9 protein-coding genes and 1 pseudogene are annotated in these 16,807 nt (G+C 62.7%); 6 read left to right on the plus strand and 4 right to left on the minus strand.

Features of this window, described 5'->3' with window-relative positions:
* Positions 1 to 308: 308 nt before the first annotated feature.
* On the minus strand, positions 309 to 1,106 hold the full coding sequence (gene icmH / locus ACE04F_RS01860; RefSeq protein ID WP_486104345.1) for a type IVB secretion system protein IcmH/DotU: 798 nt from the start codon (positions 1,104 to 1,106) through the stop codon (positions 309 to 311).
* Between the two features lie 15 nt (positions 1,107 to 1,121).
* Positions 1,122 to 2,888 (minus strand): type VI secretion system baseplate subunit TssF, encoded by a 1,767-nt coding sequence (gene tssF / locus ACE04F_RS01865; RefSeq protein ID WP_486104347.1) that lies wholly within the window; start codon positions 2,886 to 2,888, stop codon positions 1,122 to 1,124.
* A 313-nt stretch (positions 2,889 to 3,201) separates the two neighbouring features.
* Between tssF and tssM the strand changes: the two genes are divergently transcribed.
* The 3 genes and pseudogenes from tssM (at position 3,202) to ACE04F_RS01880 (ending at position 9,099) form a co-directional block, all read left to right on the plus strand.
* Positions 3,202 to 6,864, plus strand: a complete 3,663-nt coding sequence (gene tssM, locus ACE04F_RS01870) for a type VI secretion system membrane subunit TssM (RefSeq protein WP_486104349.1) — start codon at positions 3,202 to 3,204, stop codon at positions 6,862 to 6,864.
* Between the two features lie 1,173 nt (positions 6,865 to 8,037).
* A pseudogene (locus ACE04F_RS01875) lies at positions 8,038 to 8,241 on the plus strand (HAMP domain-containing protein); the annotation flags it as partial.
* 153 nt (positions 8,242 to 8,394) lie between these two features.
* Positions 8,395 to 9,099: a methyl-accepting chemotaxis protein gene (locus ACE04F_RS01880; protein ID WP_486104381.1), complete on the plus strand. Its 705-nt coding sequence runs from the start codon at positions 8,395 to 8,397 to the stop codon at positions 9,097 to 9,099.
* Positions 9,100 to 9,129: 30 nt separating this feature from the next.
* On the opposite strand, the gene ACE04F_RS01885 is transcribed toward ACE04F_RS01880, so the two are convergent.
* Positions 9,130 to 9,906, minus strand: coding sequence for a TatD family hydrolase (locus ACE04F_RS01885; protein WP_486104351.1), 777 nt, complete (start codon positions 9,904 to 9,906; stop codon positions 9,130 to 9,132).
* Positions 9,907 to 9,926: 20 nt separating this feature from the next.
* A complete protein-coding gene (cra, locus tag ACE04F_RS01890) occupies positions 9,927 to 10,922 on the minus strand; it encodes a catabolite repressor/activator (RefSeq protein ID WP_486104353.1) in 996 nt (331 codons plus the stop codon).
* A gap of 289 nt (positions 10,923 to 11,211) precedes the next feature.
* Between cra and ptsP the strand changes: the two genes are divergently transcribed.
* From ptsP to ACE04F_RS01905, 3 genes are read left to right on the plus strand one after another with little or no spacing between them, the layout of a single operon-like run.
* A complete protein-coding gene (ptsP, locus tag ACE04F_RS01895; protein ID WP_486104355.1) occupies positions 11,212 to 14,076 on the plus strand; it encodes a phosphoenolpyruvate--protein phosphotransferase in 2,865 nt (954 codons plus the stop codon).
* Positions 14,076 to 15,017 (plus strand): 1-phosphofructokinase, encoded by a 942-nt coding sequence (gene pfkB, locus ACE04F_RS01900; protein ID WP_305496880.1) that lies wholly within the window; start codon positions 14,076 to 14,078, stop codon positions 15,015 to 15,017. The genes ptsP and pfkB overlap by 1 nt, the downstream gene beginning before the upstream one ends.
* 13 nt (positions 15,018 to 15,030) lie before the next feature.
* The gene (locus tag ACE04F_RS01905) at positions 15,031 to 16,776 is read left to right on the plus strand and encodes a PTS fructose-like transporter subunit IIB (RefSeq protein WP_486104357.1); all 1,746 of its coding nucleotides are present in this window, start codon (positions 15,031 to 15,033) and stop codon (positions 16,774 to 16,776) included.
* The last annotated feature ends 31 nt before the right edge of the window (positions 16,777 to 16,807 follow it).

The following is a 16,807-nucleotide window of genomic DNA, read 5'->3' on the forward strand; positions in this document are numbered from 1 at the left end:
AAGTCTACGGTCAGGCGATACAGTTCGCACAGTCCTTCGGTAAGTTCAAACGCGACTACATCGAAGTTGATGGCGGCGGTTGAGCTGAAGGTAAAGCGCACATCACGCGGATGAGGCATGGCAACTCCTGCTGGCAATCCATGTGGCAGGTTGAAAGGTCTTGAACTTTAGATAGGCATTATCTGGTTGTCGCCTTCACGCTTTCCGTATTTGTTGTAGGAAGTTTCTCTAATTGTGCTTGGGGCTGATTTTTATCGTGTGTAAAATTTCACAAGTACTACGAACAACAATGAAATTGCCTACAGCTATTAACGCAGTAAGATGGCTTCAAGTGATTGCATGACTTGCAGAGTCATGGTGTTCAGCCGTATTGCAAAGAATCCATATGCCCCCAGGCAAATGGCCCCGGCTGCCGCCCAAGGCGTCCACCACGGCCATTGCCGGTTCATCTGGTAGTGGCGCGGCGCAACGTTTACCAGTGGGTGGGTCAGTTGCTCAGGCACCGGGTCGTACAGCGTGCCGATCACGCCCTGCAATCGAGTGATTAGTTGCTGCAGAGCCTGGTCGCCCTGGGTCTGCACGCTGTACTGGCCCTTGAAACCCAGGCACAAGCACAGGTACATGAGCAGCAGTACATCGCGGTATTGCTCCGGGGTTTCCTGCAGGCGGGTCAGCAGGGTGAAGAAGGTCTCGCCGCCCCAGGTTTCCTGGTGGAAGGTGCTCAGCAGCGACTTGGCCTGCCACACCGACCCGCTACCCCACGGGGTGGCCAGCACCGCCTCATCGACAAACACACACAGCGCATAGGAGAACACCCGCAGTTCGGTCTCGCTGTAGCCGTGTTGGCGCAACTCTTCCAGCATCACCTTGATCTGGTTGGCGAGGTGCCCCTGTAGCTGTTCCACCGATGGATAGGTGTCGGTCCTGCGCAGGCGAATCACCAGCCCGAACAGCGGCATGGCGACGTCCACCAGCGGGTTGAGGCTGTGCCCGCGTAGCTGGAATTCCAGTGGATCGTGATGGCAGAACAGCTCACCGTCGGGCCGGCCGTCGCGGGCGTTACCGTGGGTGCTGGAAAAGGTCCTGGTAGGGGGTAGGGTCGGCATGCCGGTCTCCGCGGATTAAATAATGGGTTGCTGGCCGGTGCGCATTGGCCAGGTGAAGGCGGTGTGATCGGCAGCGTTGATGATTTCCAGTTGCTGGAAGGCGTTGGTGCTGGCGTACAGCGCCATGAAATGCGAGAGCACGCTGCCAAACAGGTGCAGGTCGCCGGCGTTGCTGAAGCCGGCGGGGTCGATAGTCAGGGTGGTGCAACTGCCGCGCACGGGCACGCCCTTGATCCACCAATCGACCGGTGCGGTGCTGATTTGGCGAATGCCTTCCAGGCGGCGTTGGGTGGCGCGGTGGTGGGGCAGGTCGTGGGCTGCGATGAAGTCGTAGACTTGCAACACCGCCTTGAGGGCAGCCGGCGATGACAGCGACAGGTTATTCAGGGCCAGGTTGGAGATCAGCGCCCATTGCACCTGGCCGTCGAGCATCGGTGGGTAGGCGCGGGTTGGGCGGGTGATGTTGCGATAGGTGGCGAACGAGGGCGTGGTTTGGGTGGTGCGGTTGAGTTCGCCCACTTGCAACTGCCGAGGCAGGTCGCCATTGCTGCAGGTCAGTTGGATGTTGAGCGCTTCACGCTCACCCAGGTACGGACGCTGATCGGCATGGATCAGGCGCAGGCTGTGTTTGGCGCAACCCTTGAGCAGCTCCGGTTCAATGATGTGGCTGTAATAGCGCACCGTGCGCTCGCCGACCGGTTCCACCTGATGCTGCAACGACTCATACGGGGCGAAGTCGACGCGATGTTTGTCTGCCGGGGTTTGCGGTTTGCGACGCCGGGCGCTGACCTGGTCGATGCTGAAGATTTCATAGGCGTGGGCGTGTGGGCCGCGCGGCTGCACGGGTTCCTGCAGTTCTTCGCCATCCAGCTGGATCGGTTCGGCCGGGTGTTCGAACAGGTTGATGGCGGGGGTGCAGTACAGACAGAGCGTCTCGGGGTTGATCTGGACGGAGGCCGGCAGCGGGGTGGAAAAATGCAGCTCCAGGCGAATCTGCCCGGCTGTTGCCTGTGGCCAGAGGCGGCGCAGGCCGCTGACACTGAAGCCGTGAAAACGCTGGGGAAAGTAAAAGTACTCCTGGAGCAGGCGATAGCCTTCCAGTTGGTGCTCCAGGGTGGGCAGCAGTGCGTCGTGGCGCTCGAAGCCGGGAAAACCCAGCGCGTCCGGTGGCAGGGCCAGGCGCTGGTCGTCGATGCACAACACTATCTTGTGCAGGTGCTGGGCCAGCCACAGGTAGAGCGTCAATGCGTTGAGATCGACGCCGCCGAGATGGAAGTCCAGGCGGTCGCCGTTGATCTCGCTTAACGGCTGGTCCGACAAGGCCTGCAGCTCGATGCCCAACACTGACTTTTGCACGCTGTGGGAGACGCTCGCGGCGCTCACCTGCAATGGATAAAGGGTCACGTCGGTACAGGTGCGGAAGGTGCAACTAACGCCGTCTACCGGTTGGGAAAACAGCTGTGTGCCCTTGGTGATCACCTGCGGACCGCTGAGGGCGTGTCCCACTGGGTCAAAACGTACCTGGGTCAGGCTGGGCAGCGGGCGCAGGTAGTTGGGGTAGACCTGTTGCAGCAGCGGGTGGGTGAGTTGTGGCAGGTCATCTTCGATCTTCAGTGCCAGCTTGGTGGTCAGGAATGCGAACCCTTCCAGCAGGTGCGCGGCGCCTGTGTCTGACGCCTGATCACCCAGGAACGGTGCAAGGCGCGGATCGTCTTCAGCAAACTCGCGCCCCAACTCGCGCAAGTAGCGAAGTTCTTCTGAAAAACGATCTTTTAGCAACATGGCTCAAGCCTGTTTAGTAAGGAAAAGTTGCACGGCTTATTTGTAGGAGATTTCTGTAGGTAAGTTATTGGTTGGGGCTGTTAGATAAGATCTGAAAAATATTTGCAGATGTTTGTGTTGGTGAGGGCGCTCCGTCAAGATAATTAAAAGGCTCGGGTGTAAGTTTTTGTTTCTTTTGTGCTGTGTATTGAAGGGGGGTTGTTTGTACTGCTACTGTTTCCCCTAACTGCGAATAAAACAATTCAAATCAGAGTTTCCGCGCATGGGCGGAGATGATGATTTTTATCTTGGGAAAGTTCAGGGGCGAACAGCAATGAACAAGAGGCTGGGCACATTGGCGCGCGGGTTTTCTGCCATTCCGCGCCATGGGGCGCTTATCGTCATCGCCGCCGGGCTGTTGGCCATTGCCTTGGCGTTGGGGTGGCTGTGGTGGCAGGGACCAGCCTGGAGCTGGCGCGACGAGCAACCGCTGGCGCACTGGCCGCTGCGCCTGGCGATCAGTGTGGTGCTGGTGGCGTTGCCGCTGTTGGCGTGGACCTGGCTTGTGCACCGTCGCCAGCGCCGTTTGCAGCAGGAACGTGAGCAACAAGTACAACGGGTGCAAGACCCTTGCCTAGTGTACCTGCAAGCCCAGGAACGTTCATTGGAAAACAACCTGGCGCGGGTACGGGACAACCATCAGGGCCGCAGCCTGCACCAGATCCCCTGGTACCTGGTGCTTGGGGAAGAGAACGCCGGCAAGTCCAGCTTTATCAGCCGTTCCAGCCAGAGTTTCGCCCTGACCCGCACTGCGCGTAGTGGTACCGCGCAGACCACCTCGGATTCAGACCTTGCGTTCGACATCGATTGGTGGATCGGCGATGAGGCGGTACTGATCGACCCGCCCGGCGAGTTCATCAGCCAGTCCGAACGGCAACCGCCGCCGACGCCGGTTCCAGCCGCACCCACCGAGAATGCGGCTGCGGACACTGACGTCGTCGCCGAACCCATGGTCGTCGCCCCGGTCGAACAATCCACCGGACTGCCCGCCGGCGCCGAGAAACGCCTGTGGCACCATATGATCGACTGGCTGGCGCGCAGCCGCAGCCGTCGTCCGCTCAACGGCGTGGTGCTGTTGGTGGACATGGTCAGCCTGTTCGAGCGCCCGCCCAATGAGCGCCGCAATCTGGCCTATCTGTTGCGCGCCCGCTTGAACGAATTGGGCCATGAACTGGGCACGCGCTTGCCGTTATACGTGGTACTGAGCAAGTTCGATTTGCTCGATGGCTTTGAAGAGTTGTTCGCCAAGCTCCCTGCATCGGCACGGGAGGAGGTGCAGGGCTTTACCTTCAGTCTCGAATCCGTCGAGGATTTTGATGCCTGGCTGGGTGAGTTGACGGTCGCGTATGACCGCTTCGTTGATGCGTTGAACAGGCAAGTCATAGGGGCCATGGGGGATCCCGAGTCTGCCGAGGTGCGTGAGCGGCTGTTCTGCCTGATGCGTCAGCTCAGCGGTTCGCGGGAGATTTTGTTGCGCTTCCTCGGCGATGTGTTGGGCAGTGATCGCTACACCACGCCGGCTCTGGTGCGCGGTGTGTACCTATCGTCGGTGTACCAGCGCGGTGTGGTGGCCAACCTGTTTGTCGAGGCTTCGGCGCGGGCCTATGGGTTTCCCGCGCCGGTCAGCTCGGCCAAGCAAGGGCATTCGGTGGTGTATTTTGCCCAGCACCTGTTGCAGCGGGTGGTCTACCCGGAGGCCGGGCTGGCTGGGGACAACTTCAAGGTGGCACGGCGCAAGCGTCGCCTGCTGCTCAGCGGTTCGGTACTGGCTGGGATTTCCAGTGCGTTGCTGGTTGGCGGTTGGTGGTACTACTACGGCATCAACCGTGACAAGGCCGACCAGGTCCTGGCCCAAAGCCAGGCCTTCAGCAGCAAGGCCAGCGACCTGCAGGCCGATCCCACCGGGCTGAACTTGCTGGTACCGCTGGATGAAATTCGTGATGCGGTCACGGTGTATGGCGACTATCGAGCCACTTGGCCGCAATTGGCCGACATGGGCTTGTACCAGGGGCAGCTCATCGGGCCGATGGTCGATCAGGCCTACCTGAGTTTGTTGTCGCGGCGTTTCCTACCGGCGATTGCCGAAGGCGCGGTCGAGGTCATCCGCCGCGCCGAACCGGGTAGCGACGAACAACTTGCCGCCCTGCGCGTTTACCGCATGATCGAGGACCGCGACAATCGTCGACCAGAGATCGTTGCGCAGTGGATGGCCCAGCAATGGCAGCAGGCCTATCCAGGGCAGGGCCAACGCCAAGCCGCCTTGATGCGTCACTTGACCTATGCGTTGACCTACGCCGATGTCGAACTACCCGAACACCGCGCACTGATCGCGCAAACTCAACAGCAACTGCGCAAGCTGCCCATGGCGCAGCGGGTGTACATGACCCTGCGCCAGCAGGCCGAGGAACGCCTGCATGGCGAACTGGATCTTCGCAATGAAATCGGCCCGGCCTTCGACGTGGTCTACCGCCCCCTGAACGAACGCGACAGCGGTGCGGCGCTGGACGAAAACCTGGCGCTGCCACCGCTGCTGACCGCACGGGGCTTTCGTGATTATTTTGAGCCCAATAGCCAGAACGTCACCGAGCTGGCATTGATTGACCAATGGGTGCTGGGCGAGCGCCGTAGCCTGGATTATTCCGCGGCTGACCGCCGAGTGCTGACCGAGCGAATGCGGGCCTTGTACAGTGCCGATTACGTTGACAGCTGGCGCCGCGCGTTGAACCAGTTCGCCGTGACCGACTTCACCGATCTGGCCCAAACCCTCGAAGTGCTGGGGCAAGTCACCGGCCCGGCCGCGCCGCTGCGTCGTCTGTTGGAAACTGTGCGTGACAACACGCTGATCTATCCACCATCCACCGGCAAGGACGAGGTCGCGCACGGCGATGAGGCGGGTCGCACTCAGGCGCTGGGCATTCACCGCGCGTTCGCGGGCCTGTCCGGGTTGCTTAATGCTCAGCAGAACAAGCCGTCCTACTACGAAGAAACCCTGCGCGCGATCAATGCCGTCTACGACCATGCCAAGGCAGTGCAGGACCATCCCAACCGGGGCAAGGCCGCCCTTGGTGTGGTGCTGGCGCGCTTCTCGCAAGCCGACCCCGACCCGATCCGCAACCTGCAGCGCATCGCCGCCGGCCTTCCGGAGCCGCTGAACCAGCAGGTACGTCATCTGGCGGATCAGACCTCACAAGTGCTGATGGTGATGGCTTTGCGTGAGCTGGAACAGCGTTGGGAAGCGGACGTCTACAGCTTTTACAAAGAACGCCTGGCCTCGCGCTACCCCTTGAGCGGGAGCCGGGACGACGTCTCGCTCAAGGACTTCGAAGCATTCTTCGGTCCCGCCGGCCTGGTGCAACGTTTCCACGACCAGTATCTGAAAGTGTTCCTCAAGGACAACCTCGACGCGCTGTACTCCGAGAGTGAGGAGGACTACCTGATCCGCCCGGAGGTTATCACCCAGCTCAAGATGGTCGAGCAGATCCGCGACACCTTCTTCGATAATCGTGGCGTATTCAACGTGCCGTTTACCCTGGAGCCCCTCGCGCTGAGCGCCGACCACCTGAGCAGTGCCTTGAGCATCGACGGCCAGTTGCATCTCTACTCCCACGGTGCGGTCCGAGGCATCGCGATGAGCTGGCCGGGCGTGAAGGGCGAGAGCAGTGACAGCCGCCTGACCTTGGTCAAGAGCGACGGCACCACGGTCAGCATGGGCTTTCGGGGGCCGTGGTCGTTTTATCGTCTGCTCAGCCGCGCCCGACTCAATGCGCGCACCGCCACCAGCGTCGACCTGAGCCTGCAGGTGATCAGCGGGGTCATGCGCTTCAAGGTACATGCCGAAGGGGCGAACAACCCCTTTACTCGGATGCCGTTCAAGGGCTTTGTCTTGCCGCGGACGTTGTTGCGTGAGTCATTGGGGCAACGGGTGGTGGAGCGATAGTCGGGAAGCGCTGCTTTCTCAAAGGGGTATATGCTGGTGAGCGCCTCGTTTGCTTCTTTACAGTAGTTGTGCAGGCCCGCCCCGTTAACCTTAAGTTACAAATCTCCCCGCCGATTTAGGCTATACAGAAGCGGCGTCCGCATAGTGGCCTTCTGCTGCCTGCCCGCGCGCCTATAAAAATAAAAATTACCGGGAGACTTCCTTGTGAAGAGTTTGCTCTGGCCCGCCGTCGCCCTGATGAACCGCCTGAGTTTCGGCATGAAGTTCAGTCTGATCAGCGTGTTGTTCCTGCTGCCGATGCTGGTGACCAACTTCTTCCTGGTACGCGACTCCTACCGAGAGTTCCAGGGCACCCAAGTCGAGTTGCAAAGCCTCGACTTGCTGGGCAGCAGCCTGACTCTGCGCCGTGACCTGGAAACCTTGAACAATCTGGTGCAGATCAATGCCAGCCTGGGCCAGTCCGGTAAGGCCGGCGACGTGGAAAGCCGGATCAGCGCGTTGGAACAACAAATTCTCGCGCGCCTCCAAACCATGCAAGCGATGGCCGCGGAGCCCGAACACGTCAGCGCCTTCGATGCCAAGCGCGACGAAATGGTCGCCGCCTTCAAGGCCCAGCAGGCCGAAAGCTCATTGCAAAGCAAAAGTGCGCTGATCGGCAGGTTGCTCAATAATGCGCAGATATTCGGCCAGGTCATCGCCAGCCAGGCAGGCCTGAGTCGTGATAATCAGGGCGACATCCGCCAACTCAGCGAGTTGATGGTTGGCGTAACGCCCAAGGTCACCCAGAGCCTGGGCGAGGGGCGTGCGCTGGGTGCTTCGTCGCTGGGCTTGGGGTTCCTCAATTCAGCTTCGAGCACCCGGTTCGACGAGCTGCTGGGGCAGGTGGAAAAACTCCAGGGCGAATATGAGTTGAAATTGCAGGACGCCCTTGGCTCCAGCAAGGCGGCCGGGCAAGCACTAGCCGAGCAGGCTGGCGCTAGTAAGAACTCTCTCAAACAGGCCGCCGAACTGATCGAGGAACAGGTGGTGATGGCTGATACGCTCGATGCCCCTTGGTCGGCGTTTTATGAGCAGGTCAGCGGCCTGATGGAACAGACCTATCGGCTCAACGAAGTGACACTGGGCTTTCTCGGGGTCCAGTTGCAGCATCGCCTGGAGCAGAACCGCAGCCACATGGTGCTGCAAGCGCTGGCATTGGCGGCGGTGTTCCTGTTGATTTTTTACCTTTACGCCGGTTTCTACGCCTCGACTCGCACCACGCTCAAACACCTGGGCGCAATGATGGACAAGGTCGCGGCGGGCGACATGACGGTCAATTTCGTGGCTCGCAGCCAGGATGAGTTGGGCGAGCTGGGTGAAGTGTTCAATGGCACCGTGGCGAAAATCCATGATTTGATCGAACAGGTCGGCCGCACGGTTGCCGAGGTCGAGCGCCAGGCCGGTCAGGTACAAGCCGTGTCTGCCCAGAGCAACCAGGCCGTGGCCGGGCAGCGCAGCCAGATCGAGCTGGTGGCCACGGCAATGAACCAGATGTCGGCCACCGCTCAGGAAGTCGCCAGCAGCGCCGCTGCGGCGGTCAGCAGCGCCCATAGCGTGAACGATGAAACCCTTAACGGACGCGGCCTGGTGCAATCACAGCAAAGCAGCATCGCCCGGCTGGCCAGTGAAATCGATCAGTCGGTGCAAGTGATCAACCAACTGGCCACCGACAGCCAGGCCATCAGCCGTGTCCTGGACGTGATCAAGAGCATCGCCGAGCAGACTAACCTGCTGGCGCTCAATGCCGCGATCGAAGCGGCCCGGGCCGGCGAGCAGGGGCGTGGGTTCGCGGTGGTGGCCGATGAGGTCCGGACCCTCGCCAAGCGAACCCAGCAATCGACCGAGGAAATCGAAGCGATGATCAGCCGGCTGCACAACGGCGTGGGTGCCGCCGTCAAGGCCATGGGCAGCAGCCATGAAATGGCCAGCGGCACCGTTGGTCAGTCGGAAAGGGTTCAGCAGGCCCTGGAAAATATCCTCGGTGCCGTTGGCATGATCGTTGACCAGAACCAGCAGATCGCCGCGGCCGCAGAGCAACAGACGGCGGTAGCCCATGACATCGACCAGAATATCGTCGAGATCAACCGCGCCGGCGAACGTACCGCCGAAGGCGCGCACCAGACCGAAGACGCCAGCCGTGAACTGTCCGTACAGGTGGTGCAGCTCAAGCAGTTGATCAATGCGTTTCGGGTGTGATTCCTGTGTCCACATCGCTCCCACAGAGGGTCACCAATTGAACAGCTGGCGGGCGTTGGCCGTGCTGGCCTCGGCCAATCGTTCCGGGCTGACGCCCATGATTTGCGCCAACGCCGCGCAAATTGCCGGCAAATGCGCCGGGCTGTTGCGCTGGCAGGGGAATATCGCCGGGGCCATGTCTGGTGAGTCGGTCTCCAACACCACCGCGTCCAGTGGCAGTTTTGGCAGCACCCGGTGCATGCGCAAAGCCTGCGGCCATGTCGCCGCGCCGCCGAGGCCGAGCTTGTAACCGAGCCTGATGTATTCACGAGCCTCTTCGAAGCTACCGGCAAAGGCGTGGATGATGCCGGTGCGGGCGGGGCGGATACGCTTTAGCGTCGCGATCACCGCGGCGTGGCTGCGGCGCACATGGATCAGTGCCGGAAGGTTGAATTCCGCGGCCAGTTCCAGTTGCGCCTCGAACAATGCCTGCTGGCGATCACGGTCCAGGGTCTCGATGTAATAATCCAGGCCGATTTCCCCCACCGCACACAACTGCCGATGCCCGGCCAGGCGGGCCAGCCAGTCACGTAAGTGCTGAAGATCTTCGCCGCGATGCTGGTCGAGGAACACCGGGTGCAGACCCAAGGCAGCATGTAGGTCCGGGTCGCTCTGCGCCAAATCCCAGACCCGTTGCCAGTTATCCCGGTGTACCCCCAGCACGACGATTTGCCTGACACCCAGGGCGCGGCTTTCGGCCAGCAGCGCCGAGCGATCCGCGTCGAAATCCGGGAAGTCCAGGTGGGTGTGGGTGTCGATCAGCTCCATGGTTCGATCCAGAAAAATCCTCAGCCTTGATGGATACGCTGTTTGAACGTGCGGGCAATCGCCTGTACACCGGGCTGGTAGTCATTGTTCTCGATGGCCGCCAGCGCCAGTTCCAGCGCCTTGGCAGCGATCAGCTGATGCTGCTGGGACATGGCATTGACCGGCAGCGGCAGGAAATCCAGCAGTTGCGTGTCACCGAACGTGCCCAGGCGCAGCGGCCGCGACTTGAGCGGAAAATCATGCAGGGCGTCGAACACGCCTTGCAGCAGGACATAGGAGGTGGTGATCAGCGCATCGGGCAAGTGCCCCAGGCGCGCGAGCATCTCGTCCATCAATTGGCGACCGCATTCACGGCTGAACGACTCGCCGTGTTCGATCAACACCTGGCCGTCGAACCCAGCCAGCGCCTCGCGAAAACCGGCGGTCCGCTCCTGGCTGATGCTCAGTTCGGGGCGGGCGCTGATCAGCGCGATCTGCCGCGGCTGGGTGTCTAGCAGGCTGCGGGTCAGTTGCAGGCTGGCCTGGCGATCGTCGCTGATTACCGAGCAGAAATGCGCGGATTCCATCACCCGGTCGATAGCGATGATCGGAATACCCTTGGCCTGGAGCTGACGGTAACTGTCATCCTCGGCCGGCAGGCAACTGGCGACGATCAGCGCATCGCAGCGCCGGGCGCGGAACAGTTGCAGCAATTGCCGCTCGCTGTCAGGCGCGTCGTCGGAACTGGCGATCAACAGTTGATAGCCCCGGGCGCGAGCGCCTTGCTCCAGGAGCTTGGCAATACGGGCATAGCTGGGGTTTTCCAGGTCCGGCAGGATGAAACCCAACGTTCGCGTGTGCCGGCTGCGCAGCCCGGCGGCCTGGGGGTTGGGCGTGAAGCCATGTTCTTCGACCACCGCCCGCACCCGTTCGACGGTCGCGTTGCTGATGCGTTGTTGTTCGGCCTTGCCGTTGATGACGTAGCTGGCGGTGGTGACGGACACACCGGCAAGCTGGGCGATATCACTGAGTTTCAACCCGGTTTTCCTTGTTTTTTCGAGTGTGCCGCGACGTTGAAGGCCCATCCTACCCGATTCGGCACGATGGTCACCCCCGAGGCGCTTTCGACAAGTTGCACTTCAAGGATGAGAGATTATCGAGTAACGTGCCAATCTTTCTAGATTAAACGTTTCAGCAAGCGTATTTTCAGGCTCTTGGGATTTTTCTGGCCGCACTGCCGCGCTACCGCCGGAAGCCGCCCCACACGCTAAGCTGATTCATTCAAAACAATACCTGGCGCCCACCGGACGCCAAAAAGGAGAAAGCATGCTCGAGCTCACTCTAGAGCAGATATCCATGGCCCAGGTGGCTGTGGATAAAGACGCCGCGCTGCAATTGCTCGCCGACAAACTGGTGGCCGATGGTCTGGTGGCCGAGGGTTATCTCGCCGGCTTGCAGGCCCGCGAGGCCCAGGGCTCGACCTTTCTTGGCCAAGGTATTGCCATTCCCCACGGTACCCCGCAGACCCGCGACCTGGTGAATACCACCGGCGTGCGCTTGTTGCAGTTCCCCGAAGGTGTGGATTGGGGCGATGGGCAGATCGTTTACCTGGCGATTGGCATCGCGGCCAAATCCGACGAGCACCTGCGCCTGTTGCAACTGCTGACCCGTGCCCTCGGCGAGACGGACCTGGGTCAGGCCTTGCGCCGCGCCGGGTCTGCCGAGGCGCTGTTGAAGCTGCTGCAAGGCGCGCCGCAGGAACTGGCCCTGGATGCGCAGATGATCGGCCTCGGCGTGTCGGCTGACGATTTCGAAGAACTGGTGTGGCGCGGCGCTCGGCTGCTGCGCCAGGCCGATTGCGTGAGCAACGGGTTCGCCGGTGTGTTGCAGCAGGTCGAGGCGCTGCCGTTGGGCGACGGCTTGTGGTGGCTGCACAGTGAACAGACCGTCAAGCGCCCTGGGCTGGCGTTTGTCACGCCGGACAAACCCATCCGCTACCTCGGCCAGCCGCTGAGTGGACTGTTCTGCCTGGCCAGCCTCGGCGAGGCCCATCAGGCCTTGCTGGAAAGACTCTGCGCGCTGCTGATCGAAGGTCGTGGCCATGAATTGGGCCGCGCCACCAGCAGTCGCAAGGTCCTTGAAGTGCTGGGCGGCGAGCTGCCGGCCGACTGGCCCAGCGCCCGTATCGGCCTGGCCAATGCCCACGGCCTGCATGCACGCCCGGCGAAAATCCTCGCGCAGTTGGCGAAAAACTTCGACGGCGAGATCCGCGTGCGCGTCGTCGACGGCCAGGACAGCGCCGTGTCAGCCAAGAGCCTGAGTAAATTGTTGAGTCTGGGCGCCCGTCGCGGCCAGGCCCTGGAGTTCATTGCCGAGCCGAGCATTGCCGCCGATGCGCTGCCGGCGTTGCTGACCGCTGTCGAAGAGGGGCTCGGCGAAGTGGTCGAACCGCTGCCGCCACCAAGCGCGCCACGGGAAACCACCATCGCCGAAGTCGCCAGCGTGCTGCTGGCGCCCGAATCCGGCAGCCTGATCCAGGCCGTTGCGGCCGCACCGGGCATCGCCATCGGCCCGGCGCATATCCAAGTGCTGCAAGACATTGATTATCCACTGCGTGGCGAGTCCCCGGCGATCGAGCGCGAGCGTCTGCAAAAGGCCCTGAGCCAGGTGCGCCGCGATATCGAAGGCTTGATCGAGCGCGCGAAGGCCAAGGCCATCCGCGAGATTTTCATCACTCACCAGGAAATGCTCGACGACCCGGAGCTTACCGATGAGGTCGACACTCGCTTGAAGCTGGGCGAGAGCGCGCAAGCAGCGTGGATGGGTGTGATCGAAGCCGCCGCAAAAGAACAGGAAGCCCTGCAGGATGCCTTGCTCGCCGAACGTGCCGCCGACTTGCGCGACGTCGGCCGGCGGGTGTTGGCCCAGTTGTGCGGCATCGAAACCCCGGCCGAACCGGATCAACCATACATCTTGGTGATGGACGAAGTCGGCCCGTCCGACGTGGCGCGCCTGGACCCGGCACGCGTGGCGGGGATACTCACCGCCCGCGGCGGCGCCACCGCCCACAGCGCCATCGTTGCCCGCGCCTTGGGCATTCCGGCCTTGGTGGGCGCAGGCGCGGCGGTGTTGCTGCTGGCGCCAGGCACCTCCTTGCTGTTGGACGGCCAGCGCGGTCGGCTGCATGTCGACCCGGATGCCGCCACGCTGCAACGCGCCGCCGAAGAACGCGACACCCGCGAGCAGCGCCTCAAGGCCGCCGCCGAGCAGCGCCACCAACCGGCGCTGACCCGCGATGGTCACGCTGTGGAAGTGTTCGCCAACATCGGCGAAAGCGCCGGCGTCAGCAGCGCGGTGGAGCAGGGCGCCGAAGGCATCGGCCTGCTGCGCACCGAACTGATCTTCATGGCCCACACCGAGGCCCCGGACGAAGCGACCCAGGAAGCCGAATACCGCAAGGTGCTCGATGGCCTGGCCGGGCGGCCGCTGGTGGTGCGCACCCTTGACGTGGGCGGGGACAAACCGCTGCCGTACTGGCCGATCGCGAAGGAAGAAAACCCGTTCCTCGGGGTGCGTGGCATCCGCCTGACCTTGCAGCGTCCGCAGGTAATGGAAGCGCAATTGCGCGCCTTGTTGCGCTCGGCGGACAACCGTCCGCTGCGGATCATGTTCCCCATGGTCGGCAGCGTCGACGAGTGGCGCCAGGCCCGCGACATGACCGAGCGGCTGCGCCGGGAGATTCCGGTGGCGGACTTGCAGTTGGGCATCATGATCGAAGTGCCGTCCGCTGCGCTACTGGCGCCGGTGCTCGCCAAGGAGGTCGACTTCTTCAGCGTCGGCACCAATGACCTGACCCAATACACCCTGGCGATCGACCGGGGTCACCCGACCCTGTCGGCCCAGGCCGATGGCCTGCATCCAGCAGTGTTGCAGCTGATCGACATCACCGTGCGCGCGGCCCATGCCCATGGCAAATGGGTCGGTGTGTGCGGCGAGCTGGCCGCCGATCCGCTGGCGGTGCCGGTGCTGGTGGGCCTGGGCGTCGACGAACTGAGCGTTTCGGCCCGCAGCATCGCCGAGGTCAAGGCGCGGGTTCGCGAATTGAGCCTGGCGCAAGTACAAACCCTGGCCCAAGAGGCCTTGGCCGTGGGCAGCGCCGATGACGTGCGCGCATTAGTGGAGGCGCTGTAATGGCGAAGATTCTTACCCTGACCCTCAACCCGGCGCTCGACCTCACGGTGGAGTTGGCGCGCCTGGAACCGGGCCAGGTCAACCGCAGCGACGCCATGCACGCCCACGCCGCCGGTAAAGGCGTGAACGTGGCCCAGGTGTTGGCCGATCTCGGCCATACGCTGACGGTCAGTGGTTTTCTCGGCGAGGACAACGCTCAGGTGTTCGAGACGCTGTTCGCTCAACGTGGCTTCGTCGACGCGTTCATCCGCGTTCCCGGCGAAACCCGCAGCAACATCAAGCTGGCCGAACAGGACGGCCGCATCACCGACCTCAACGGTCCGGGCCCAATGGTCGACGAAGCCGCGCAGCAGGCGTTGCTGGCGCGCCTTGAGCAAATCGCCCCAGGCCATGATGTGGTGGTCGTGGCGGGCAGCTTGCCCCGTGGCGTCAGTGCGCAATGGCTGCAGGCGCTGATCACGCGCCTGAAACAACTTGGCCTGAACGTGGCCCTCGACACCAGCGGCGAAGCCTTGCGCGTTGCCCTGGCGGCGGGGCCGTGGCTGATCAAGCCGAACACCGAGGAGTTGGCCGATGCGCTGGGCTGCGCCGTGGTCAGCGAGCTGGCCCAGGCGCAAGCGGCGCAGCGCCTGCATGCCGAGGGTATCGAGCACGTGGTGATTTCCCACGGCGCCGACGGTGTGAATTGGTTCAGCGTCGGTTCGGCGCTGCATGCTTCGCCGCCCAAGGTGACGGTCGCCAGTACCGTGGGCGCCGGTGATTCGCTGCTGGCCGGCATGCTGCACGGCCTGCTCGGTGCGCACACGCCGGAGCAGACCCTGCGCAGCGCCACGGCCATCGCCGCCATGGCGGTCACGCAGATCGGTTTTGGCATCCACGACACCGCGTTGCTGGCGTCGCTTGAACAGGGCGTGCGCGTGCGCCCCCTGACAGAACAATAAGAGGGTTCGCAAGATGAAATTAGCCATTGTGACGGCCTGCCCGAACGGCATGGTCACCAGTGTGTTGTGCGCCCGTCTGCTGGACGCGGCGGCCCAGCGCCAGGGCTGGAGCACCAGCGTTGAAGTGCATGACCCGGCGCATACCGAGCGCCAGTTGTCGGCCGCCACGCTTGAGGCGGCCGAGTGGGTGCTGCTTGTTGCCAGCGGCCCGGTGGACCTGTCGCGATTTGTCGGCAAGCGGGTATTTCGCAGCACTCCGGCCCAGGCCCTGCAAGACGTTGATACGGTGCTGCGGCGTGGCGCCGAGGAAGCCGAAGTGCTGGCCGAGGCTGACGTGCTCGCCGAAGCACCGCAGGCCTCGACCGAGCGCGCCCCGCGCCTGGTGGCCATCACCGCGTGCCCGACCGGTGTCGCCCATACCTTCATGGCCGCCGAAGCCTTGCAGCAGGCCGCGGCGCGCTTGGGCTACGACTTGCAGATCGAAACCCAGGGCTCGGTGGGCGCGCGTAATCCGCTGAGTCCCGAGGCGATTGCCGAGGCCGACGTGGTGCTGCTGGCGACCGACATTGAAGTCGCCACCGAGCGTTTCGCCGGCAAGAAAATCTACCGTTGCGGTACCGGCATCGCGTTGAAGCAGGCCGAAGCCACGCTGAACAAAGCCTTGGCCGAAGGGCGGCAGGAAAGTGTCGCCAGCGACGCTTCCGGCGGCCCGGCGAAGGCGGAAAAAAACGGCGTCTACAAACACTTGTTGACCGGTGTTTCGTTCATGCTGCCGATGGTGGTGGCGGGTGGCTTGATGATCGCCTTGTCGTTCGTGTTCGGCATCGAGGCCTTCAAGGAGCCTGGCACCCTGGCGGCGGCACTGATGCAGATCGGCGGCGATACCGCATTCAAACTGATGGTGCCGCTGCTGGCGGGCTACATCGCCTATTCCATCGCCGACCGGCCGGGTCTGGCGCCAGGCATGATCGGCGGGATGCTGGCGAGCACCCTGGGCGCCGGGTTCATCGGCGGGATCATCGCCGGCTTTCTGGCCGGCTATGCCGCCAAGGCGATCAACCGCTACGCGCGGCTGCCCCAGAGCCTGGAAGCGCTCAAGCCGATCCTGATCATTCCACTGTTGGCGAGCCTGTTCACCGGCCTGGTGATGATCTACATCGTCGGCAAACCAGTGGCGGGCATGCTCGAAGGCCTGACGCATTTCCTCGACAGCATGGGCACCACCAATGCGCTGCTGCTGGGCGTACTGCTGGGGGCGATGATGTGCGTCGACCTCGGTGGGCCGATCAACAAGGCCGCCTATGCGTTTTCGGTGGGGCTGCTGGCTTCGCAGAGTTATGCACCCATGGCCGCGACCATGGCCGCCGGCATGGTTCCGCCGATTGGCCTGGGCATCGCTACGTTCATCGCCCGGCGCAAATTTGCCAAGACCGAGCGTGAAGCCGGTAAAGCGGCATTGGTGCTGGGGCTGTGCTTCATTTCCGAAGGCGCGATCCCGTTCGCGGCCAAGGATCCGCTGCGGGTGATCCCGTCAAGCGTCGCCGGTGGTGCGCTGACCGGTGCGCTGTCGATGTATTTCGGCTGCAAACTCATGGCCCCTCACGGCGGCCTGTTCGTGTTGCTGATCCCCAACGCCATCAACCACGCGTTGCTGTACCTGCTGGCAATTGTCGCGGGCAGCCTGCTGACGGCGGTGACCTATGCGCTGCTCAAGCGGCCGGAAGCGGTGGAGATGGCGCTGGAGCCGGCCAAGGCCTGACCTTTGGTGATTTCCCCTTATGGGAGCGGGG

Source organism: Pseudomonas sp. AGC41, from assembly GCF_057334555.1.

Coding starts and splice junctions, on each gene's coding strand:
- icmH (WP_486104345.1), bottom strand. CDS start 1,106: ATGCCGACCCTACCCCCTACCAGGACCTTTTCCAGCACCCACGGTAAC.
- tssF (WP_486104347.1), bottom strand. CDS start 2,888: ATGTTGCTAAAAGATCGTTTTTCAGAAGAACTTCGCTACTTGCGCGAG.
- tssM (WP_486104349.1), top strand. CDS start 3,202: ATGAACAAGAGGCTGGGCACATTGGCGCGCGGGTTTTCTGCCATTCCG.
- ACE04F_RS01880 (WP_486104381.1), top strand. CDS start 8,395: ATGTCGGCCACCGCTCAGGAAGTCGCCAGCAGCGCCGCTGCGGCGGTC.
- ACE04F_RS01885 (WP_486104351.1), bottom strand. CDS start 9,906: ATGGAGCTGATCGACACCCACACCCACCTGGACTTCCCGGATTTCGAC.
- ptsP (WP_486104355.1), top strand. CDS start 11,212: ATGCTCGAGCTCACTCTAGAGCAGATATCCATGGCCCAGGTGGCTGTG.
- pfkB (WP_305496880.1), top strand. CDS start 14,076: ATGGCGAAGATTCTTACCCTGACCCTCAACCCGGCGCTCGACCTCACG.
- ACE04F_RS01905 (WP_486104357.1), top strand. CDS start 15,031: ATGAAATTAGCCATTGTGACGGCCTGCCCGAACGGCATGGTCACCAGT.